Origin of the sequence: Phyllobacterium myrsinacearum, from assembly GCF_002980555.1 — a bacterium.
GTDB lineage: Bacteria > Pseudomonadota > Alphaproteobacteria > Rhizobiales > Rhizobiaceae > Phyllobacterium > Phyllobacterium myrsinacearum.
Map to the genome: position 1 here is coordinate 1,292,593 of NZ_PVBT01000001.1, position 17,934 is coordinate 1,310,526.

The following is a 17,934-nucleotide window of genomic DNA, read 5'->3' on the forward strand; positions in this document are numbered from 1 at the left end:
GAGCAAAGCAATGGGACTCACCCCCAATCGCGACGTATTCATCACCTGTGCCGTCACCGGCGCGGGCGACACGACAGGCCGTTCCGACAAGGTTCCGGTCACCCCGCGGCAGATCGCCGACGAGTGCATTTCCGCCGCCAATGCCGGTGCCGCCGTGGCGCATATCCATGTGCGCGATCCGAAGACCGGCAAGGGATCGCGCGATGTCGCGCTCTATGCGGAAGTGGTCGAGCTGATCAAGGCATCCGGCGTCGACATGGTGCTGAACCTCACCGCCGGCATGGGCGGTGATCTGACGCTCGGCAGCACCGAACAGCCGATGCCGCCCTCACCTGTTGGAACCGATATGGTCGGCGCCACCGAGCGGCTCGTGCATGTGGCCAAGCTGCGCCCGGAAATCTGCACGCTCGACTGCGGCACGATGAATTTCGGCGAAGGCGATTACGTCATGACCAATACGCCGGCCATGCTGAAAGACATGGCGGCGCAGATCAAGGCGCTGGGCGTGCGCCCGGAAGTCGAGATTTTCGATACCGGCCACCTGCTCCTCGCCAAATGGCTCTATGACCAGAAGCTTCTGGAGGACCCGGTCATGGTGCAGCTGTGCATGGGCATTCCGTGGGGCGCGCCCGACGATATCAACACGCTTTTGGCGCTGACCAACAACCTGCCCGCCAACTGGACATTTTCAGCCTTCTCCATCGGCCGCAACCAGCTGCCCTATGCGGCCATGGCCATGCTGGCCGGCGGCAATATCCGCGTCGGCCTCGAAGACAATATCTGGCTCGACAAGGGCGTTCTTGCCACCAACGGCCAGTTGGTCGAACGGGCCGTGAAGGTCGCCGAAGGCATCGGCGCCAGAATTCTTGGACCGGACGAGGTTCGGGCCCGCATGAAACTGACAAAGGGCTGGTGAGATCATGAGCGTCATTCGCAAAGCGGCAGCCGTCGGCGGCGGCGTCATCGGTGCGGGCTGGGTTGCCCGTCTCATCCTCAACGGCATCGACGTATCGATCTTCGATCCGGACCGGGAGGCGGAACGCAAGGTCAGCGAGGTGATGAAGAATTCACGCCGCGCCTACAAGACCATGGTGCCCGGCGGCCTGCCGCAGGAGGGCAAGCTGACCTTCGCAAAAACCATTGCCGAAGCCGTGGCCGGTGCCAATTTCATCCAGGAAAGCGTGCCGGAACGCCTCGACCTCAAGCACAAGGTGCTGGCGGAGATCGACAAGCACGCGGCGGTCGATGCCATTATCGGCTCGTCCACCTCAGGCATCCTGCCGTCCGATATGCAGACATCGATGCAGCATCCCGAGCGCCTTGTTGTCGGCCACCCCTACAACCCGGTCTATCTCCTGCCGCTGGTTGAAATCGTCGGTGGCAAGCTGACCTCGCCGGAAGCCATCGAAACCGCGCGGGAACTCTATGCTTCCATCGGCATGAAACCCGTCGTCATCCGCAAGGAAATCGAAGCTTTTGTCGGCGACCGCCTGCTCGAAGCCGTCTGGCGCGAAGCGCTGTGGCTGATCAAGGACGACATCACCACCGTCGAGGAACTCGACGATATCATGCGCTATTCCTTCGGCATCCGCTGGGCGCAGATGGGCATGTTCCAGGTTTACCGCGTGGCGGGCGGCGAAGCCGGCATGCGTCACTTCATGGCCCAGTTCGGACCCTGCCTGTCCTGGCCTTGGACAAAGCTGATGGACGTGCCTGAACTCACCGACGAACTCGTCGACAAGATCGCCGCCCAGTCCGATGAACAGGCGCATGGCCTCTCCATCCGCGAACTGGAACGCATCCGCGACGATAACCTCGTGGCCATCATGGATGCCCTCTCCCGCCAGAACAAGGGCAAGGGCTGGGGTGCCGGTGCGCTCTACAAGGATTACACCAAGCAACTGTCCAAGCTGGCCAAGAAGCCTGCGGTTTCCAAGGCGGCTGAAAAGGCCGTTTCCAGCAAGCCTAAGAAAAAGAAGGGCTAAGCCATGGATTTCGGTCTTTCGGAGGAGCAAAGGCTGATTGTCGAAACGACACGCGCCTTTGTCGAAAACGAGCTTTACCCGCATGAAGTGGAAGTGGAGCGCACTGGTGTCCTGCGCAAGGAGCTTGCGGACGAACTGAAGCAGAAGGCGATTGCAGCCGGCCTTTATGCGGCGAACATGCCGGAATCCGTCGGCGGCGCCGGTCTTGATACCGTGACATGGCTGCTCTACGAAAAGGAGCTTGGCCGCGCCAATTATGCGCTGCACTGGTCCTGCGTCGGCCGTCCCTCGAACATCCTGCTCGCCGGTACCGACGCGCAGAAGGAAAAATACCTCTATCCCTGCATTCGCGGCGAAAAGTCCGATTGCCTCGCCATGACGGAACCGGGCGCCGGTTCCGATCTGCGCGGCATGAAGGCGACGGCCGTGGAAAAGGGCGGTGACTGGATCGTCAACGGCACCAAGCATTTCATCAGCCATGCGCTGGAAGCGGATTTCGTCATCCTCTTCGTGGCCTCCGGCGAGGAAGACACGCCGCGCGGCAAGAAAAAGAAAATCACCGCCTTCTTCGTCGACAAGGGCCATCCAGGGATGACCATCCGCGAGGGATACCGCAACGTCTCGCACCGCGGCTATACCAATGCCATCGTCGAGTTCGACGATTGCCGCCTGCCCGCAGACGCCATCCTTGGCGAGGTGCACAAGGGTTTCGAGGTCGCCAATACATGGCTTGGCGCGACGCGTCTGCAGGTTGCGGCCACCTGTCTCGGCCGGGCCGAACGGGCGCTTGGCCATGCGATTGAATACGCGGCGCAGCGGGAACAGTTCGGCCAGCAAATCGGCAAGTTTCAGGGCGTCTCGTTCAAGCTTGCCGACATGGCAACGGAACTGAAGGCCGCCGATCTCCTGACCTTCGAGGCGGGCTGGAAGTTCGATCAGGGCACGGTCACCGATCAGGACATGGCCATGGCCAAGCTGAAGGCCACGGAAATGCTCGCCTTCGTCGCCGACGAGGCGATCCAGATTCACGGCGGCATGGGCCTGATGGACGATCTGCCGCTTGAGCGCATCTGGCGCGATGCACGGGTCGAGCGCATCTGGGAAGGCACATCGGAAATCCAGCGGCACATCATTTCGCGCGCCCTGCTTCGTCCGCATGGAGCGTAAGTGGTTATGCGGTCAGGTTTCACCCCCCTCTGTCCTGCCGGACATCTCCCCCACAAGGGGGGAGATCGGCCTGCATTGCCGTTTCTGCGAAATTTGAAACGTTTCCTGTTGTGCGAAAACATTCATGCCAATGTGATCTCCCCCCTTGTGGGGGAGATGTCCGGCAGGACAGAGGGGGGTGCCTGATACATGCACGCACTCGACCGTCTGCTCCGTCCCAAAACCATTGCCGTCTTCGGCGGCCTTCAGGCCGCCGAAGTCATAAAGCAATCACAGAAAATGGGGTTCTCCGGCCAGATATGGCCGGTGCATCCCAAGCATGACGAAGTCCTCGGCCTCAAGGCCTACCGGTCCGTTGCCGATTTGCCCGGCAGCCCCGATGCCGCCTTTGTCGGCGTCAACCGCTTCCTGACCCTCGATATCGTCCGCCAATTGCGTGAACGCGGCGCAGGTGTTGCCGTCTGCTACGCCTCGGGGTTTCTTGAAGCGGGTGCCGATGACGCGGATGGCGCACGCCTGCAGGACGAACTGATCGCGGCGGCCGGCGACATGCCCATCATCGGGCCGAACTGCTATGGCCTGATCAATTACTGCGATGGCGCCCTGCTCTGGCCCGACCAGCATGGCGGGCGCAGGCTTGCCGCCGGTGAACGCGGTGTCGCCATCATCACGCAATCTTCCAACATCGCCATCAACATGACCATGCAGACGCGCGGATTGCCGATTGCCCACGTCATGACGGCGGGCAACCAGGCGCAGACCGGCCTGCCCGACATGGCCATCGCCCTGCTTGAAGATGATCGGGTGACGGCGCTGGGCCTGCACATCGAGGCGTTTCAATCCGCAGCAAAGTTCGAAGTTTTGGCAAAACGGGCGCGGGAACTCAACAAGCCGATTGTCGCCATGAAGGTCGGACGCTCCGCGCAGGCGCGCGCCGCCACGGTGTCGCACACGGCCTCGCTGGCCGGATCGGATGCGGCCTCGGATGCATTTTTGCAACGGCTCGGCATTGCCCGCGTCAATTCCATCGCCTCTTTTCTTGAAACGCTGAAACTGCTGCATGTGCACGGGCCGCTTGACGGCGACACGCTGTGCTCCATGAGCTGTTCCGGCGGCGAAGCCTCCGTCATGGCCGACAGCGCCGAGGGGCGGAGCATCCACTTTCCACCGCTCACGCCGGAGCATCGCGCCAAGGTCAAGTCCACGCTGGGGCCGCTGGTCGCCGTCGCCAATCCGCTGGATTACCACACCTTCATCTGGAACAACGAACCGGCGCTGACCGAGACTTTCACGGCCATGGTATCCGGCGGTTTTGCCTTGAGCTGTCTCGTCCTCGATTTTCCGCGCAAGGATCGCTGTTCCGATGTCGACTGGTGGTCGACGGTACGTGGCCTTGAATCGGCCCTCAAAACCAACAGGGCCAAGGGTGCCATCGTCGCCTCACTGCCGGAAAACATCCCGGAAGAGTATATGGCCGGGCTGATGGCGCAAGGCATTGCGCCGCTCTGCGGCATCACCGAAGCATTCGATGCGGCCGAGGCCGCCGCCTTTATCGGCAAGGCATGGAAGATGCCCCCAGCCGTGCCCGTCGCCATCCCGGAAATCCGTGGTGCAGAGGAACGGGCGCCCGATGAAGCGCAAGCTAAAGCCATCCTTGCCAATCGCGGCCTGCCCGTACCACCGGGCAGACGCTGCCGGACGGTCGATGCGGCCGTTGCGGCTGCGCAGGACCTGACGTTCCCGGTTGCGCTCAAGGCGCTCGGCGTCGCGCACAAATCCGAATTGAATGCCGTGCGGCTCAATCTGCGCGATGCGGATGCCGTGCGCGCGGCGGCAACCGACCTCATTGCCATCGGCAACGGCCTCTATGTCGAGCGCATGGTGACAGATGCGGTTGCGGAACTGATCGTCGGCATTGTCGATGATCCGCAGTTTGGGCCGCTGATGACCCTTGGAACCGGCGGCGTGCTGGTGGAGCTGCTGCAGGACAGTGTCACGCTGCTGCTACCCTCCGGCCGCGCGGAGATCGAAGCGGCTCTTCGGAGCCTGCGCATGTTTCCGCTGCTCGATGGCTATCGCGGCAAGCCGAAAGCCGATCTGGATGCCGCAATCGATGCCATTCTTGGCATTGCCGGTTTTGCCGTTGAGAATGCGGGGCGGATCGTTGAACTCGATATCAATCCGCTGCTTGTATGCCGCAGCGGCCAAGGCGCTTGGATCGCCGATGCGCTGTTAATCACCAGGGGAGAGCTGCATGAATGATGTTGTCAGGACGCGCCGCGAGGGCGGCATTCTCGAAGTCACATTGGACCGTCCGAAGGCCAATGCCATCGACCTGAAGACCAGCCGCCTGCTCGGTGAAACGTTTCAAAAGTTCCGCGACGATCCCGAGCTTCGCGTCGCCATTGTCCAGACCGAGGGCGACAAGTTCTTTTGCGCCGGCTGGGATCTGAAAGCGGCGGCAGGCGGCGATGCGGTTGATGGTGACTACGGCGTCGGCGGTTTTGGCGGCCTGCAGGAACTGCGCGACTTCAACAAGCCTGTGATCGCCGCAGTTAACGGCATGGCGGTCGGCGGCGGGTTCGAACTCGCCCTCTCCTGCGATCTCATCTATGCGTCAGACCATTCCAGCTTTGCCCTGCCGGAAATCCGCGCGGGTACGCTGGCCGACGCCGCCACGGTGAAACTGCCCAAGCGCATTCCCTACCACGTCGCCATGGACCTGCTTCTGACCGGCCGCTGGATGGATGTCGCCGAGGCGCACCGCTGGGGCCTCGTCAACGAGGTCCTGCCCAAGGACAAGCTGATGCAACGGGTGTGGGAGATCGCCCGGCTTCTGGAAAGCGGCCCGCCGCTGGTGTTCGCCGCCATCAAGGAAGTGGCGCGCGAGGCGGAAGACATGAGCTTCCAGGACGCGATGAACTGGATCACCAAGCGCAAATTCCGCACGGTTGACATGCTCTACGCTTCGGAAGACGGTCAGGAAGGGTTTAAAGCCTTTGCCGAAAAACGCGATCCCGTATGGAAGGGCAGATGAGCGCGGATTATTCAGTCCTGATCGACGCGGAAACCTGGGCCTTCATCGAGCGGACGAACAGCTTTTATCCGCCCGATGCCGTCGACTATACCGTCGCGCAGCAGCGCGATGTCTATAACACCATGTGCAAGGCCTTTTTTGCCGGTTATCCGGAATCGGTGTCGTCGGCTGATCGCTTCATCGATGCGCGAGACCACAAGATACCCATCCGCATCTACGAAAAACGCGACAGCGATCCTGAAGCGGTCTGCCTCTATTTCCATGGCGGCGGCTTTGTCGTCGGCGGCCTCGACAGCCATGACGACGTCTGTGCTGAGATTTGCGAGGCAACCGGCTTCCGCGTCATTTCGGTTGACTACCGCCTCGCCCCCGAACATCTGCATCCCGCCTCATTCCGGGATTGCCTTGCAGCCTTTGAACATGTGGCGTCCATCTCGGAACTGCCTGTCGTCCTATGTGGAGACAGTGCAGGAGGCAATCTCGCAGCAGCAGTCTCGCACACTGTACGCGGTGATGACCGGCAGCCGATTGGGCAAGTGCTCATTTATCCGGGACTCGGCGGCGCGACGGATCGAGGCTCCTATCTGACCCATGCGCAAGCACCGATGCTGACGACGCGCGATACCCTCTATTATGCGGAAATCAGGGGTGGCGGGTTCAACTGGTCGACGGACCCGCGCTTTGCCCCGCTGGCCGATCCGGATTTTTCCGGCCTGCCCGATACCGTCGTGATCTCGGCCGAATGCGATCCGCTTTCCGACGATGGCAGGCACTATTGCCAGCGCATCTCGGCGGCGGGCGGCAAGGCAATCTGGAACAATGAGCCCGGCCTCGTGCACGGCTATCTGCGTGCCCGCCACACTGTTACACGCGCGCGCTCCAGTTTCCGCCGCATCTGCACCGCCGTGCATCTGCTGGGACAGGGGCGCTGGCCGGGCCAGCTTTAAACCCGATTTTGCAGTTTTGCAGATCAATTCCCGGCGCTTGCCATGCGCCGGTTCTTGACCGCCCCCTCCAGCCAGCCCAGCTCCATTTCCGGAACCGATGACAGCAGCAGGTCGGTATAGGCGTCGAAGGGCGGCTGCAGCACCTGCGATTTCGGACCGTAGCGCACCACCTCGCCGCGATACATCACGGCGATGGCGTCGGCGATGGATTTCACCGTCGCAAGATCGTGGGTGATGAAGAGATAGGCCACATGTTCGTCCGCCTGCAGGTCGAGCAGCAGTTTCAGGATGCCGTCGGCCACAAGCGGATCGAGCGCGCTGGTCACCTCGTCGCAGATGATCAGTTTCGGCTTGGCGGCGAGCGCCCGGGCGATGCAGACGCGCTGTTTTTGCCCGCCTGACAATTCAGCCGGATAACGGTCGGCAAAACCCTTGCCCATCTCGATCTTGTCGAGCAGTTCGGCAATGCGTGCATCGCGCTCCTTGCCGCGCATGCCGAAATAGAATTCAAGCGGGCGGCCGATGATGGTGCCGATGGTCTGGCGCGGATTCATCGCCACGTCGGCCATCTGGTAGATCATCTGCAATTCGCGCAGATCGTTGCGCGTGCGGTTGGCAAGGCGCGGCGAAAGCGTGCGCCCGTCAAAGGTGATCGTCCCTTCCATCGGCGGCAGCAGACCGGTGATGGCCCGCGCCAGCGTGGATTTGCCTGAGCCGGATTCACCGACAACAGCCAGCGTCTGGCCGGGATGCAGGTCCACGGAGACGTTCTTCAATACCTTGACCAGCCCGCCGCCATAGGCCGCGGTGATGTTCTTCACAGACAGGATGGGCGTGCCCGTGCTCGTCTTTTCCTGATGCGGGATGTGATGCACCGACACCAGCTGGCGCGTATAATCCTGGCGCGGTTCCTTGATGATCTGGCGCGTGTCGCCATATTCCACCATCTTGCCATGGCGCAGCACCATGATGTCGTCGGCCACCTGCGCCACCACGGCAAGGTCGTGCGTGATGTAGAGCGCAGCAACATTGGTATCGCGGATGGCATCCTTGATCGAGGCGAGCACATCGATCTGCGTGGTCACGTCGAGCGCCGTTGTCGGCTCGTCGAACACGATCAGATCCGGCTCGGAACACAGCGCCATGGCAGTCATGGCCCGTTGCAGCTGGCCACCGGAAACCTGGTGCGGAAAGCGCTGGCCAAAAGTTTCGGGATTGGGCAGGCCGAGCTTCTTGAACAGGCCGATGGCGCGTTTTTCCGCCTCGGCGCGGGTGGCGATCCGGTGCTGCAGCGCCGCTTCAACCACCTGATCCATCAGTTTGCGCGCCGGATTGAAGGCGGCAGCGGCAGACTGGGCGACATAGCAGACTTCCCGCCCGCGAATATCGCGCAGGGTCTTTGCACCGCCTTTGAGGATATCACGGCCGTTGAGCAGCACCTCCCCGCCGGTGATGCGCACGCCGCCACGCCCGTAGCCCATGCCGGACAGGCCGATGGTGGATTTGCCCGCACCGGATTCGCCGATGAGGCCGAGCACCTTGCCGCGTTCCACCGTCACCGAGATATCATCGACGATCACCACATTGCGCGGCGCTTCGCCCGGCGGATAGCTGGTCGCCTCGATCCGCAGGTTGCGGATGTCGAGAAGCAGGCCGGTCTTGTCCTTCGCAGGTGCTTTAGCCATTGCCGCGTCCTCCCTTCAGGCTGGTGGTCCGGTTGAGAATCCAGTCGGCGACGAGATTGACGGAGATGGCGAGGACCGCGATGGCAGCCGCCGGAATAAGCGCCGCCGGAATGCCGAACACGATGCCCTCCTTGTTTTCCTTGACCATGCCGCCCCAGTCCGCATCCGGCGGCTGGACGCCGAGGCCGAGGAAGGACAGCGCTGACAGGAACAGCACGGCAAAGATGAAACGCAGGCCGAGTTCGGCAACCAGCGGTGTCAGGGCATTGGGCAGTATCTCGCGGAAAATGATCCAGATACGCCCCTCGCCGCGCAGCTTTGCCGCCTCGACGAAATCCATGACGTTGATATCAACAGCCACGGCGCGCGCCAGCCGGTAGACGCGCGTGGCATCGAGCAGGCCCATGACGAGGATCAGCGTGGTGACATTGCCCGGCAGCACCGACAGCACCACAAGCGCGAAGATCAGCGTCGGGATCGCCATGATCAGATCGACGAACCGCGACATGAGCTGGTCGAACCAGCCGCCGATGACGGCGGCGGCAAAGCCGAGGACCGAGCCGAGAATGAAGGACAGCGCCGTTGCCATGGCGGCGATGAAGATGGTGATGCGCGCGCCGTAGATCATGCGGGACAACAGGTCGCGGCCGAGATTGTCCGTGCCGAGCCAATACTTTGCCGACATGGGCTCCCAGACATCGCCGACGGTTTCGCCAACGGAATAAGGCGCAACCCATGGCGCGAAAATGGCCGCGAACAGGAAGACCGCCGTGATGATCAGGCCGATCCAGGCGCTGATGGGGATGTTCTTAACATTCAGCATGGCGCGGCCTCACTTGGGATGTCTGAGGCGGGGATTGGAAACAATCGCCACGATGTCAGCAATGATGTTGAGGGTGATGTAAACGGCGGCGAACACCAGCCCGCAGGCCTGAACGACCGGCACGTCGCGCTTGGCCACGTGGTCGACCAGATATTGCCCCATGCCGGGATAGACAAAAATCACCTCGACCACGACGACGCCGACGACGAGGAAGGCAAGATTGAGCATGACCACATTGACGATCGGCGCGATGGCGTTGGGGAAAGCATGGCGGGCGATGATCTGAAACGGCGTCAGACCCTTCAGCTCCGCCGTTTCGATATAGGCCGATTGCATGACATTGAGAATGGCCGCCCGGGTCATGCGCATCATATGCGCGAGGACGACGAGGGTCAGCACCGTCACCGGCAGGGCAATGGCGCTCAGCCTTTCGCCGAGCGGCATGCCGTCATAGACGGTCGAGACGCTCGGAAACCATTGCAGGCGCACGGCGACGAAATAGATCAGGAGATAACCGGTAAAGAACTCCGGCAGCGACGTCGATGCGAGGCCGAGGCCGGAGATGATCTTGTCCACCCAGCCATTGCGGTAGCGCACGGCCAAGAGGCCGAGGGCGATGGCGAGCGGAATGGAAACCACTGCCGCCCAGAAGGCGAGAAACAGGGTGTTCCACAACCGCCCCTTGAGCGAGGATGCGATGTCCTGTCCACTGGAAAGCGCCGTGCCGAGATCGCCGGTCAATATGCCGCCGAGCCAATGCAGGTAGCGGATATAAGCCGGATCGTTCAGCCCCATGTCACGCCGCAGGTTTTCCAATGCCTCCGGTGTGGCCGACTGGCCGAGAATGGATTGCGCCACGTCTCCCGGCAATATCTGGGTGCCTGCGAAAATCAGCACCGAGACGGCCAGGAGAAGGAGAAGGCCCATCGCAATGCGCTGGGCCACCAGTTTGAGGACAGGACCGCTCATCCGCCCCGGCCTTAGGCGTTCAGCCAGCAGCGGGACAAGGCATAGCCGCCACTCATTTCCTGATTGCCGTCCTTCACCCAGCCGCCAACCTTGGCGCTGGTGGCGTCGATGAAGTCGTTGAACATCGGCACGATGACGCCGCCCTCGTCGCGTACCGTCACCGACATGTCGCGATACATCTGCTTGCGCTTGGCAGGATCGAGTTCGGCGCGCGCGGCGATCAATGTCTTGTCGAACTTTTCATTGAAGAAGCGCGTGTCGTTCCAGTCGGCGGTGGACAGATAGGCGGTCGAATACATCTGGTCCTGGGTCGGACGCCCGCCCCAATAGGATGTCGAGAACGGCTGCTTGTTCCAGACTTCCGACCAGTAGCCGTCGCCCGGCTCACGCTTGACCTCGATCTTGATGCCGGCCTTGGCCGCACTCTGCTGGTACAGCTGCGCCGCATCGATGGCGCCGGGGAAGGCAACGTCAGACGTGCGCAGCAGCACCGCGCCGTCATGGCCGGATTTCTTGAAGTGGAAGGCCGCCTTGTCGGGATCGTAGGCGCGCTGTTCGATATCGTCGGAGAACAGCGGATAGGCCTTGTTGATCGGGAAATCATTGCCGACGGAGCCATAGCCGCGCAGGATTTTCTGCACCATGTCTTCGCGGTTCATGGCGTATTTCAGCGCCAGGCGCAGGTCGTTATTGTTGAACGGTGCGGTGTTGCAATGGGCGATGAAGACATAGTGCCCCTTGCCCGCGACGTTCTGGATGGTCACTCCCGGCACGCGCTTGACCAGATCGACGATTTTCGGCTCGACGCGGTTGATCATGTGCACCTGGCCGGACTGCAACGCAGCCGTGCGGGCGGTGGCATCGTTGATGACGATGATTTCGATCTGCGCCGCATGGCCGCGCTTGTCGCCATCCCAGTAATTGGCAAATTTCTCGCCGATGTGCCGCACGCCCGGCTCGTCCTTGACCACCTTGTAGGGGCCAGTGCCGATACCGGCGGTGGGCTTGTCCTTGCCGCCGTTCGGCTGGATCATCAGATGGTAGTCATCCATCAGGAACGGCAGGTCGGCATTGGCCTCTTTCAGTGTGAAAACAACGGTATCGCCGTCTTTCTTTACATTGTCGATGCCCTTCATGACCCCAAGGGCGCCGGATTTTGAATTGGCATCGGAGTGGCGCTCCATCGTGGCCACGACGTCATCGGCAGTCATCTCCTTGCCATTGTGAAACTGCACGCCCTTGCGGATCTTGAAGGTCCAGACCTTGGCATCGGGGGTTGAACCCCACTCCGTAGCCAATTTGGGGTTGAGTGTGCCATCGGCCTGAATTTCAACGAGCTGTTCGCCCCACTGGCGGCCGAATTTGTACGGCACCTGGCTCTGCCATGTCGCGGGGTCCATGCTGTCGGTCGAAGCACCACCCTGCATGCCGGCTTTCAGCGTGCCGCCCTTGACCGGGCCTTCGGCCAGAGCCGCGCTCGACAGCAAAGAATTGGCAAAAACCGTGGTGACGCCGAGGGCGGCGGCACGGCCGAGAAAATCACGCCGCGACAGATGTCCGCGGGCGACCTTGCGGCTCAGATAATCGAGTTCTTTTGACATACCCATTCCCCTTTTGTTGCTTGGAACGCCTGGCGTCCAAATTCGGTTTTTGTGAATTATGCGACTTGATACCCGTGAATTTCAACCGTCAGCGTAGCTTTTTAATCCGCTCCTCCAGCAATCAGATGAATTGACGCGCGATCGTCTCGGCAAAATTCCGCTCGAAAACCAGCTCGTCATTTTCGTAGGCTTCGATCCGGCCGGTCAGATGAAAGTTCGTCTTGTCCGAGCGCATCGTGGTGAAGGTTTCAGTGCGCACGCGCCATTCATCGCGGCCGGACAGTTCCGTCCAGTGCGTCTCGCCATAGGCGGACAGCGGATCATCCGCGTGGATTTCCCAGCGTTCGCGCGCCACGCTGCCATGGATGAGACCATGCTCCTTGTCGCGCGCCTCGCCGAAATCGTCCATGATCGACAGAATGATCTTGCCCGTGACCTGATCATGCTCGATCAGGCGGCTGTTCGTGCCCTTGCGCAGGATGTCGAGCTGCCAGGGCGATGCGGCTTCGGGCTCCGGAAAGGTCCATTCGTCGCCGGTGGCGAGATCGCGTGACGGCACATCGAGCGTGCCGGCATGCAGCGTCAAGCTGACCGCTTCCGGCGATGGCCAAACCATGGGCCAGTAGCTGGAGGAAACGGCAATGCGCAGCCGGTGCCCGGCGGGAACGCGGTAGGCGATGTCATCGAGCTTGAAGCGGATTTTGACCGGTTCGCCCGGCGAAAGCGCCTCGGGCTTTTCATGGCTGTCGCGATGGCACAGGTTGAACACGCCATAGGTGATGCGTGTCGATGCGCCATCGGGGTGCACATCGCACAGGCGTACGGCAACCATGGCAACGGGCTTGTCACTGGACAGCGTCAGGCTGATTTCCGGGGCACCGACAATGTCGACCGCTTTTTCCAGGATATCGCCGTCATAGCAGACCGACAGCGCGTCATCGCGGCGCTGGTCGCCGGGAAGCTCCGGGCCAAGCCAGATGGCGCAATATTCGCCGCCCATCATGCCGCAATCCTGCGGCGAGGCCACGAGATGGGAAAACGCCCCGCCCCGCTTCGCGCTCAGGGATTTGGCAGCGCCAAGGTGAAGCACTTCGCTGCGGATGGTTTTTGACGGCCATTGCGGCTCGGCAATCCAGCAGCCGGGACGCTCCGTATACCAGCTTTTCGGGCGGACCGACTCCATGAGATAGCCGCGATAGGCCGGATCGTTCTCGACACCCGTATCGATGTCCTTCAGCCAGCGGTCCCACCAGCGCAATGCCTCCTGCAGGAAGCCGATGCGCGGTTCCGGCACGGCAAAATGCGGGTATTTGTGCACCCATGGCCCGACAATGCCTTTGACCGGGGCCTTGATCCCCTCCATCAGGCGTGGCACCGCGTTCTTGTAGGCATCACCCCAGCCGCCAACGGCCAGCGTGGCGGCCTTGATGGTGGAAAAATCCTCGCAGACCGAGCCCCGCTTCCAGTAGGCGTCGCGCGTCTGGTGCGCCAGCCAGACGGCCGGCAGGAACGGTTCATGATCAAGCCGGTCCAGCCACATGCGGCGCCATTTGTCGCCAACCAGCATCGGATCGGGCGAGCGCGAGGAATAGGCGAGCATGGTCGCGCCCCATCCCAGATTCTCGTTGAGCAGAAGCCCGCCCTTGTAATGGATGTCGTCGGCATAGCGGTCGTCGGTGGAGCACAGCGTGATGATGGCCTTCAGCGCTTGCGGTTGCAGCGCGGCCACCTGCAACGAATTGAACCCGCCCCAGGAAATGCCCATCATGCCGACCTTGCCCGATGACCAGGGCTGCGCCGCGATCCATTCGATCACCGCGCAGGCATCGTTCAGCTCCTGAACCGAATATTCATCCTCCATCAGCCCTTCGGAATCACCATTGCCGCGCATGTCGACGCGCAGGCAGGCATAGCCATGTCCGGCGATATAGGGATGGGTGAGATTGTCACGCGCCGTCGTGCCGTCGCGCTTGCGATAGGGCAGAAATTCGAGAATGGCGGGAACCGGATTGTCGAGAGCGTCTTCGGGCATCCAGACCCGGGTCGACAGGCGGCAGCCATCGGGCAGGACAATACCCAGATCGGCGGTTTCTTTCACTTGGTGCTGAAATGTTTCGACTGTCCGCATTACCATCTTTCGTCCTCACAGCGGAACTGAAAACAGATAACGCACACCGGGCAGAACACCCGGTGAAAACATCAATCCCATTTTCTCGTCTTTTGCGAGGTGTTCCTTTTGTGTCCTACTATGCGCATCTGCCCGGCCAGGCGGACCAAACACTTGCGACATATGTGGGGTCATTTGCGTCACGATGAAAAAGTCTCATCCAAGCCTCGATGGTATGAGCTTTTCCAGCCGCCGGAACAGGAAAACGATGATGCCGGTGATGACGAGATAACCGGCTGCCAGCAGCAGAAGCGGCTCATAGGTGATGTAGGTATCCTGCCTGACGCGCGAGGCCACGGAATAGAGATCGACGACCGTAATCGTCGCCACCAGGGGCGTCGATTTCAGCTGCAGGACCGCCTCGCCCGCCAGTGTCGGCAAGGCGCGGTGAATGGCCTGGGGCAGCCAGATGCGGCGGAAAATCGTAAAGCGGGGCATGCCGAAGGCACGGGCGGATTCCAGCTGCCCCTTGGGCACGCCGGCAAAGGCACCGCGCATGACCTCGCCCTCATAGCCCGCATAGGACAGGGAAAGCGCGAGAACGGCATAGGGCCATGCCTGCCGCAGATAGGGCCACAGGTCGGAGCCCCGTATCCACGGATATTGCGGAAACAGCGAGCCCAGGCCGTAATAGAGCAGCCAGAGCTGCAGGAGCAGCGGCGTGCCGCGGATGACCGTGCAGAACACGCGCGCGGGAACGGCGAGCACCGCGGGCCCGGCGGCCTGTGCCAGCCCAAGCGGAACCGCCAGCAGAAAACCGATGATCACCGTGACGACCAGTATCCAGATCGTCCGCCACAGGCCCTGCAGGATCAGATCGCCGTAATTGGGCAGCCAGTCCCAGCGCATGAAAAAGATGGCAGAAGCGACAAGCGCAAGGCCGATGAGGATGAGGACGATGCGGTGCGGCGGCAGTTTTCGCGCCTGACCGCTGGTGTCGCGGTCCTTGTGGATCGGGAATGTCTCGATCGGCGTTTCCAGCGGCGTCTCGGTCATCACCGCGCCTCCTTGACCGAAGGCATGCCGCGCCGTGCCCATTGCTCGACCTTGCCAAGGATGAGGTTGGAAAACAGGGTAATGGCGAGATAGAGGATACCGGCGGCGATGAAGAACAGGAAATAGGCTTTTGTCGTGCCCGCCGCCTGCCGTGTGACGAGCGTCAGCTCACTGAAACCGACAACCGCAAGCAGCGCCGTATCCTTGGTCGAGATCAGCCACAGATTGGCAAGCCCCGGCAGCGCATGCGGCAGCATGGCCGGCAGGGTGATGCGACGCATCATCAGCGCCGGCGGCATGCCATAGGCGCGCGCCGCCTCGATCTCGCCCTGCGGAATGGATTTGATGGCGCCGCGCAGCACCTCGGTTGCATAGGCTCCCTGCACGAAACCGAGAACCACGATCCCGGCGACAAGTCCGCTGATATCGACGCGCTGATAGCCAAGACCTTCCAGCATCCGGTTGATCATGTCGGTACCGGCATAATAGAGCAAAAGGATCAGCACCAGTTCCGGCACGGCACGGACAATGGTGGTGTAGATGGCGGCGATGTCGCGCACCAGCGGGCCGCCATAAAGCTTGCCATAGGCGCCGACCGTGCCGATGAGCAAGCCCATGCCAAAGGCGCCGACGGCGATCTGCAGCGAATTCGCCAGACCGCGCAGAAGATTGCCGCCCCATCCCGGCGGATTGGGTGACAAAAGGTCGAACATGCCGGCTATTGCGGCGGGAGCAATCGATGCGTCGGCCAAGCCGTCCTCGATTCAGAACAATGAAATGCGTTGCGTTAAACGGAAGGAACGGAGCAGGCCAAAACCTGCTCCGAACAGCGGCCTAGCCGCCGTAAATATCGAAGTTGAAATATTTCTTCGAAATCTCGTCATACTTGCCGTTGGCGCGGATGTCCTTGATGGCCGCATTGATCTTGGTCTTCAGCTCCGTGTCGCCCTTGCGCAGGCCAACACCAACGCCGGGTCCGAGCACTTCCAGATCGGGGGCAACCTTGCCCTTGATCTCGCAGCAGGCCCTGCCCGCATCGGTCTGGGCGAAGGTCTCGAGCGCCAGCGAATCCGCCTGCGTCGCGTCGATGCGTCCGGCGGCCAGATCCTGATTGGCCTCGTCTTGTGTCTGGTATTCCTTGATCTCGGCGGCGGTCGCGGCAAAATGCTTCTTCGCATAGGCCTGATGGATGGTCGACACCTGAACACCGAGCACCTTGCCCTTCAAACCTTCCGGTGAGGCGTCCATCTTGACGTCCTTCGAACCGAGAATGACCGTGGGCGTGTTGTAATATTTATCGGAGAAATCGATCGTCTTCTCGCGCTCCGGTGTGATCGACATGGAGGCGGTGATCATATCGATCTTCTTGGTGGTCAGCGCCGGAATGATGCCATCCCACGACACGGGCGTGATGACACAATCAAGCTTGGCCTGCGCGCAGATGGCAAGGGCGATATCGACTTCCCAGCCTTCCCATTTGCCCGAGGCATCCGGCGAGGCGAAGGGCGGATAGGGTTCGGCGGCGATGCCGACCTTGACCTGTTCAGCGCTGGCGACTCCCATTCCGGCAACCAGCACAGCGGCGGCAACCGCTGATTTCAAGAAAGCTTTCATTCCTATCTCCATTTCTCTTTATTGTTCCCCAGGATTATTCCCTGTATTTTTTCATGCGACTTATGAAACAGTGCGGATAAACTGCTTCAAACGTTCAGATTTTGGTGATCCGAACAATTCTTCCGGCGGCCCCTCTTCTTCGACAATGCCGTTGTGCAGATACATGACATGGCTCGCCACTTCCCGGGCGAATTTCATCTCATGGGTGACGAGAAGCATGGTCCGCCCCTCCTTGGCGAGGTCGCCGATGACCTTCAGCACCTCCCCGACCAGTTCCGGATCGAGCGCGGAGGTCGGCTCGTCGAACAGCATGACGCGCGGCTGGATGGCCAGCGCACGGGCAATGGCGCCGCGCTGCTGCTGGCCGCCGGAGAGAAAGGCGGGATAGACATCGCGCTTGGCCGACAGCCCGACCCGCTCCAGCAGCTGTTCGCCGATGGCCATGGCCTCGTCGCGCTTCATGCCCAGCACATGAACCGGCACTTCGATGACATTCTGGATCAGGGTCATGTGCTGCCAGAGATTGAAATTCTGGAACACCATGCCGAGGCGGCTGCGGATGCGCTCGATCTGGCGCCGGTTGGCGGGGTACTGGCCGCCCTCGCCGTCGCTGACCATCTGCACGTCCTCGCCATTGATGCGAATGACGCCGCTCGTCGGGTTTTCGAGGAAGTTGATGCAGCGCAGGAAGGTGGATTTGCCCGAGCCGCTGCCGCCGATCATGGCGACCACGTCGCCGTCCCTGGCTGTCAGCGAAACGCCCTTGAGAACCTCAAGGGCGCCAAATTTCTTGTGCAGGTTCCAGACGTGGATGGCTTCGGCCCGTTCGGCCGCACCGGGTTGGAGCGGGTCCGTGGCAACGGATGCGCGCAACGCCTCCGTCATTGCTGGGTTCCCATGGGTTGTCTTGCACCTGCTGTCATGACACCGTTCGTTTCTGCCT

General features: G+C 61.5%; 15 protein-coding genes. 6 read left to right on the top strand and 9 right to left on the bottom strand.

Translation table 11 applies throughout. The annotated features are described in order from the left end of the window. Positions 1 to 10 precede the first annotated feature (10 nt). The 6 genes from C5750_RS06315 (at position 11) to C5750_RS06345 (ending at position 7,136) form a co-directional block, all read left to right on the top strand. Positions 11 to 916 (top strand): beta-keto acid cleavage family enzyme, encoded by a 906-nt coding sequence (locus tag C5750_RS06315; RefSeq protein ID WP_105732925.1) that lies wholly within the window; start codon positions 11 to 13, stop codon positions 914 to 916. Between the two features lie 4 nt (positions 917 to 920). Beyond that, positions 921 to 1,985, top strand: a complete 1,065-nt coding sequence (locus C5750_RS06320) for a carnitine 3-dehydrogenase (protein ID WP_105732926.1) — start codon at positions 921 to 923, stop codon at positions 1,983 to 1,985. Positions 1,986 to 1,988: 3 nt separating this feature from the next. After that, positions 1,989 to 3,152, top strand: coding sequence for an acyl-CoA dehydrogenase family protein (locus C5750_RS06325; RefSeq protein ID WP_105732927.1), 1,164 nt, complete (start codon positions 1,989 to 1,991; stop codon positions 3,150 to 3,152). 189 nt (positions 3,153 to 3,341) lie between these two features. Then, positions 3,342 to 5,414, top strand: coding sequence for an acetate--CoA ligase family protein (locus C5750_RS06335; RefSeq protein ID WP_105732929.1), 2,073 nt, complete (start codon positions 3,342 to 3,344; stop codon positions 5,412 to 5,414). Then, positions 5,407 to 6,189 (top strand): carnitinyl-CoA dehydratase, encoded by a 783-nt coding sequence (locus C5750_RS06340; RefSeq protein WP_105732930.1) that lies wholly within the window; start codon positions 5,407 to 5,409, stop codon positions 6,187 to 6,189. Before C5750_RS06335 ends, C5750_RS06340 begins: the two co-directional genes overlap by 8 nt. After that, positions 6,186 to 7,136, top strand: a complete 951-nt coding sequence (locus C5750_RS06345; RefSeq protein WP_105732931.1) for an alpha/beta hydrolase — start codon at positions 6,186 to 6,188, stop codon at positions 7,134 to 7,136. The genes C5750_RS06340 and C5750_RS06345 overlap by 4 nt, the downstream gene beginning before the upstream one ends. A 23-nt stretch (positions 7,137 to 7,159) precedes the next feature. On the opposite strand, the gene C5750_RS06350 is transcribed toward C5750_RS06345, so the two are convergent. The 9 genes from C5750_RS06350 to C5750_RS06390 form a co-directional block, all read right to left on the bottom strand. Further along, positions 7,160 to 8,821 (bottom strand): ABC transporter ATP-binding protein, encoded by a 1,662-nt coding sequence (locus tag C5750_RS06350; RefSeq protein ID WP_105732932.1) that lies wholly within the window; start codon positions 8,819 to 8,821, stop codon positions 7,160 to 7,162. Next, a complete protein-coding gene (locus C5750_RS06355) occupies positions 8,814 to 9,644 on the bottom strand; it encodes an ABC transporter permease (RefSeq protein ID WP_105732933.1) in 831 nt (276 codons plus the stop codon). The genes C5750_RS06350 and C5750_RS06355 overlap by 8 nt, the downstream gene beginning before the upstream one ends. Before the next feature lie 9 nt (positions 9,645 to 9,653). Beyond that, positions 9,654 to 10,613 carry an ABC transporter permease gene (locus tag C5750_RS06360; RefSeq protein ID WP_105732934.1) on the bottom strand — a complete coding sequence of 320 codons (960 nt, stop codon included), beginning with the start codon at positions 10,611 to 10,613 and terminating at the stop codon, positions 9,654 to 9,656. Positions 10,614 to 10,624: 11 nt separating this feature from the next. Further along, the gene (locus C5750_RS06365; protein WP_105732935.1) at positions 10,625 to 12,214 is read right to left on the bottom strand and encodes an ABC transporter substrate-binding protein; all 1,590 of its coding nucleotides are present in this window, start codon (positions 12,212 to 12,214) and stop codon (positions 10,625 to 10,627) included. Between the two features lie 121 nt (positions 12,215 to 12,335). After that, complete coding sequence (locus tag C5750_RS06370; RefSeq protein ID WP_105732936.1) at positions 12,336 to 14,342, bottom strand: CocE/NonD family hydrolase; 2,007 nt, start codon at positions 14,340 to 14,342, stop codon at positions 12,336 to 12,338. Positions 14,343 to 14,537: 195 nt separating this feature from the next. Next, the gene (locus C5750_RS06375; RefSeq protein WP_105733151.1) at positions 14,538 to 15,377 is read right to left on the bottom strand and encodes an ABC transporter permease; all 840 of its coding nucleotides are present in this window, start codon (positions 15,375 to 15,377) and stop codon (positions 14,538 to 14,540) included. After that, positions 15,377 to 16,090 carry an ABC transporter permease gene (locus tag C5750_RS06380; protein WP_105732937.1) on the bottom strand — a complete coding sequence of 238 codons (714 nt, stop codon included), beginning with the start codon at positions 16,088 to 16,090 and terminating at the stop codon, positions 15,377 to 15,379. Before C5750_RS06380 ends, C5750_RS06375 begins: the two co-directional genes overlap by 1 nt. A 121-nt stretch (positions 16,091 to 16,211) precedes the next feature. Continuing rightward, positions 16,212 to 16,991 carry a transporter substrate-binding domain-containing protein gene (locus tag C5750_RS06385; RefSeq protein WP_105732938.1) on the bottom strand — a complete coding sequence of 260 codons (780 nt, stop codon included), beginning with the start codon at positions 16,989 to 16,991 and terminating at the stop codon, positions 16,212 to 16,214. Positions 16,992 to 17,051: 60 nt separating this feature from the next. Next, positions 17,052 to 17,876 carry an ABC transporter ATP-binding protein gene (locus tag C5750_RS06390; protein ID WP_105732939.1) on the bottom strand — a complete coding sequence of 275 codons (825 nt, stop codon included), beginning with the start codon at positions 17,874 to 17,876 and terminating at the stop codon, positions 17,052 to 17,054. Between the last annotated feature and the right edge of the window lie 58 nt (positions 17,877 to 17,934).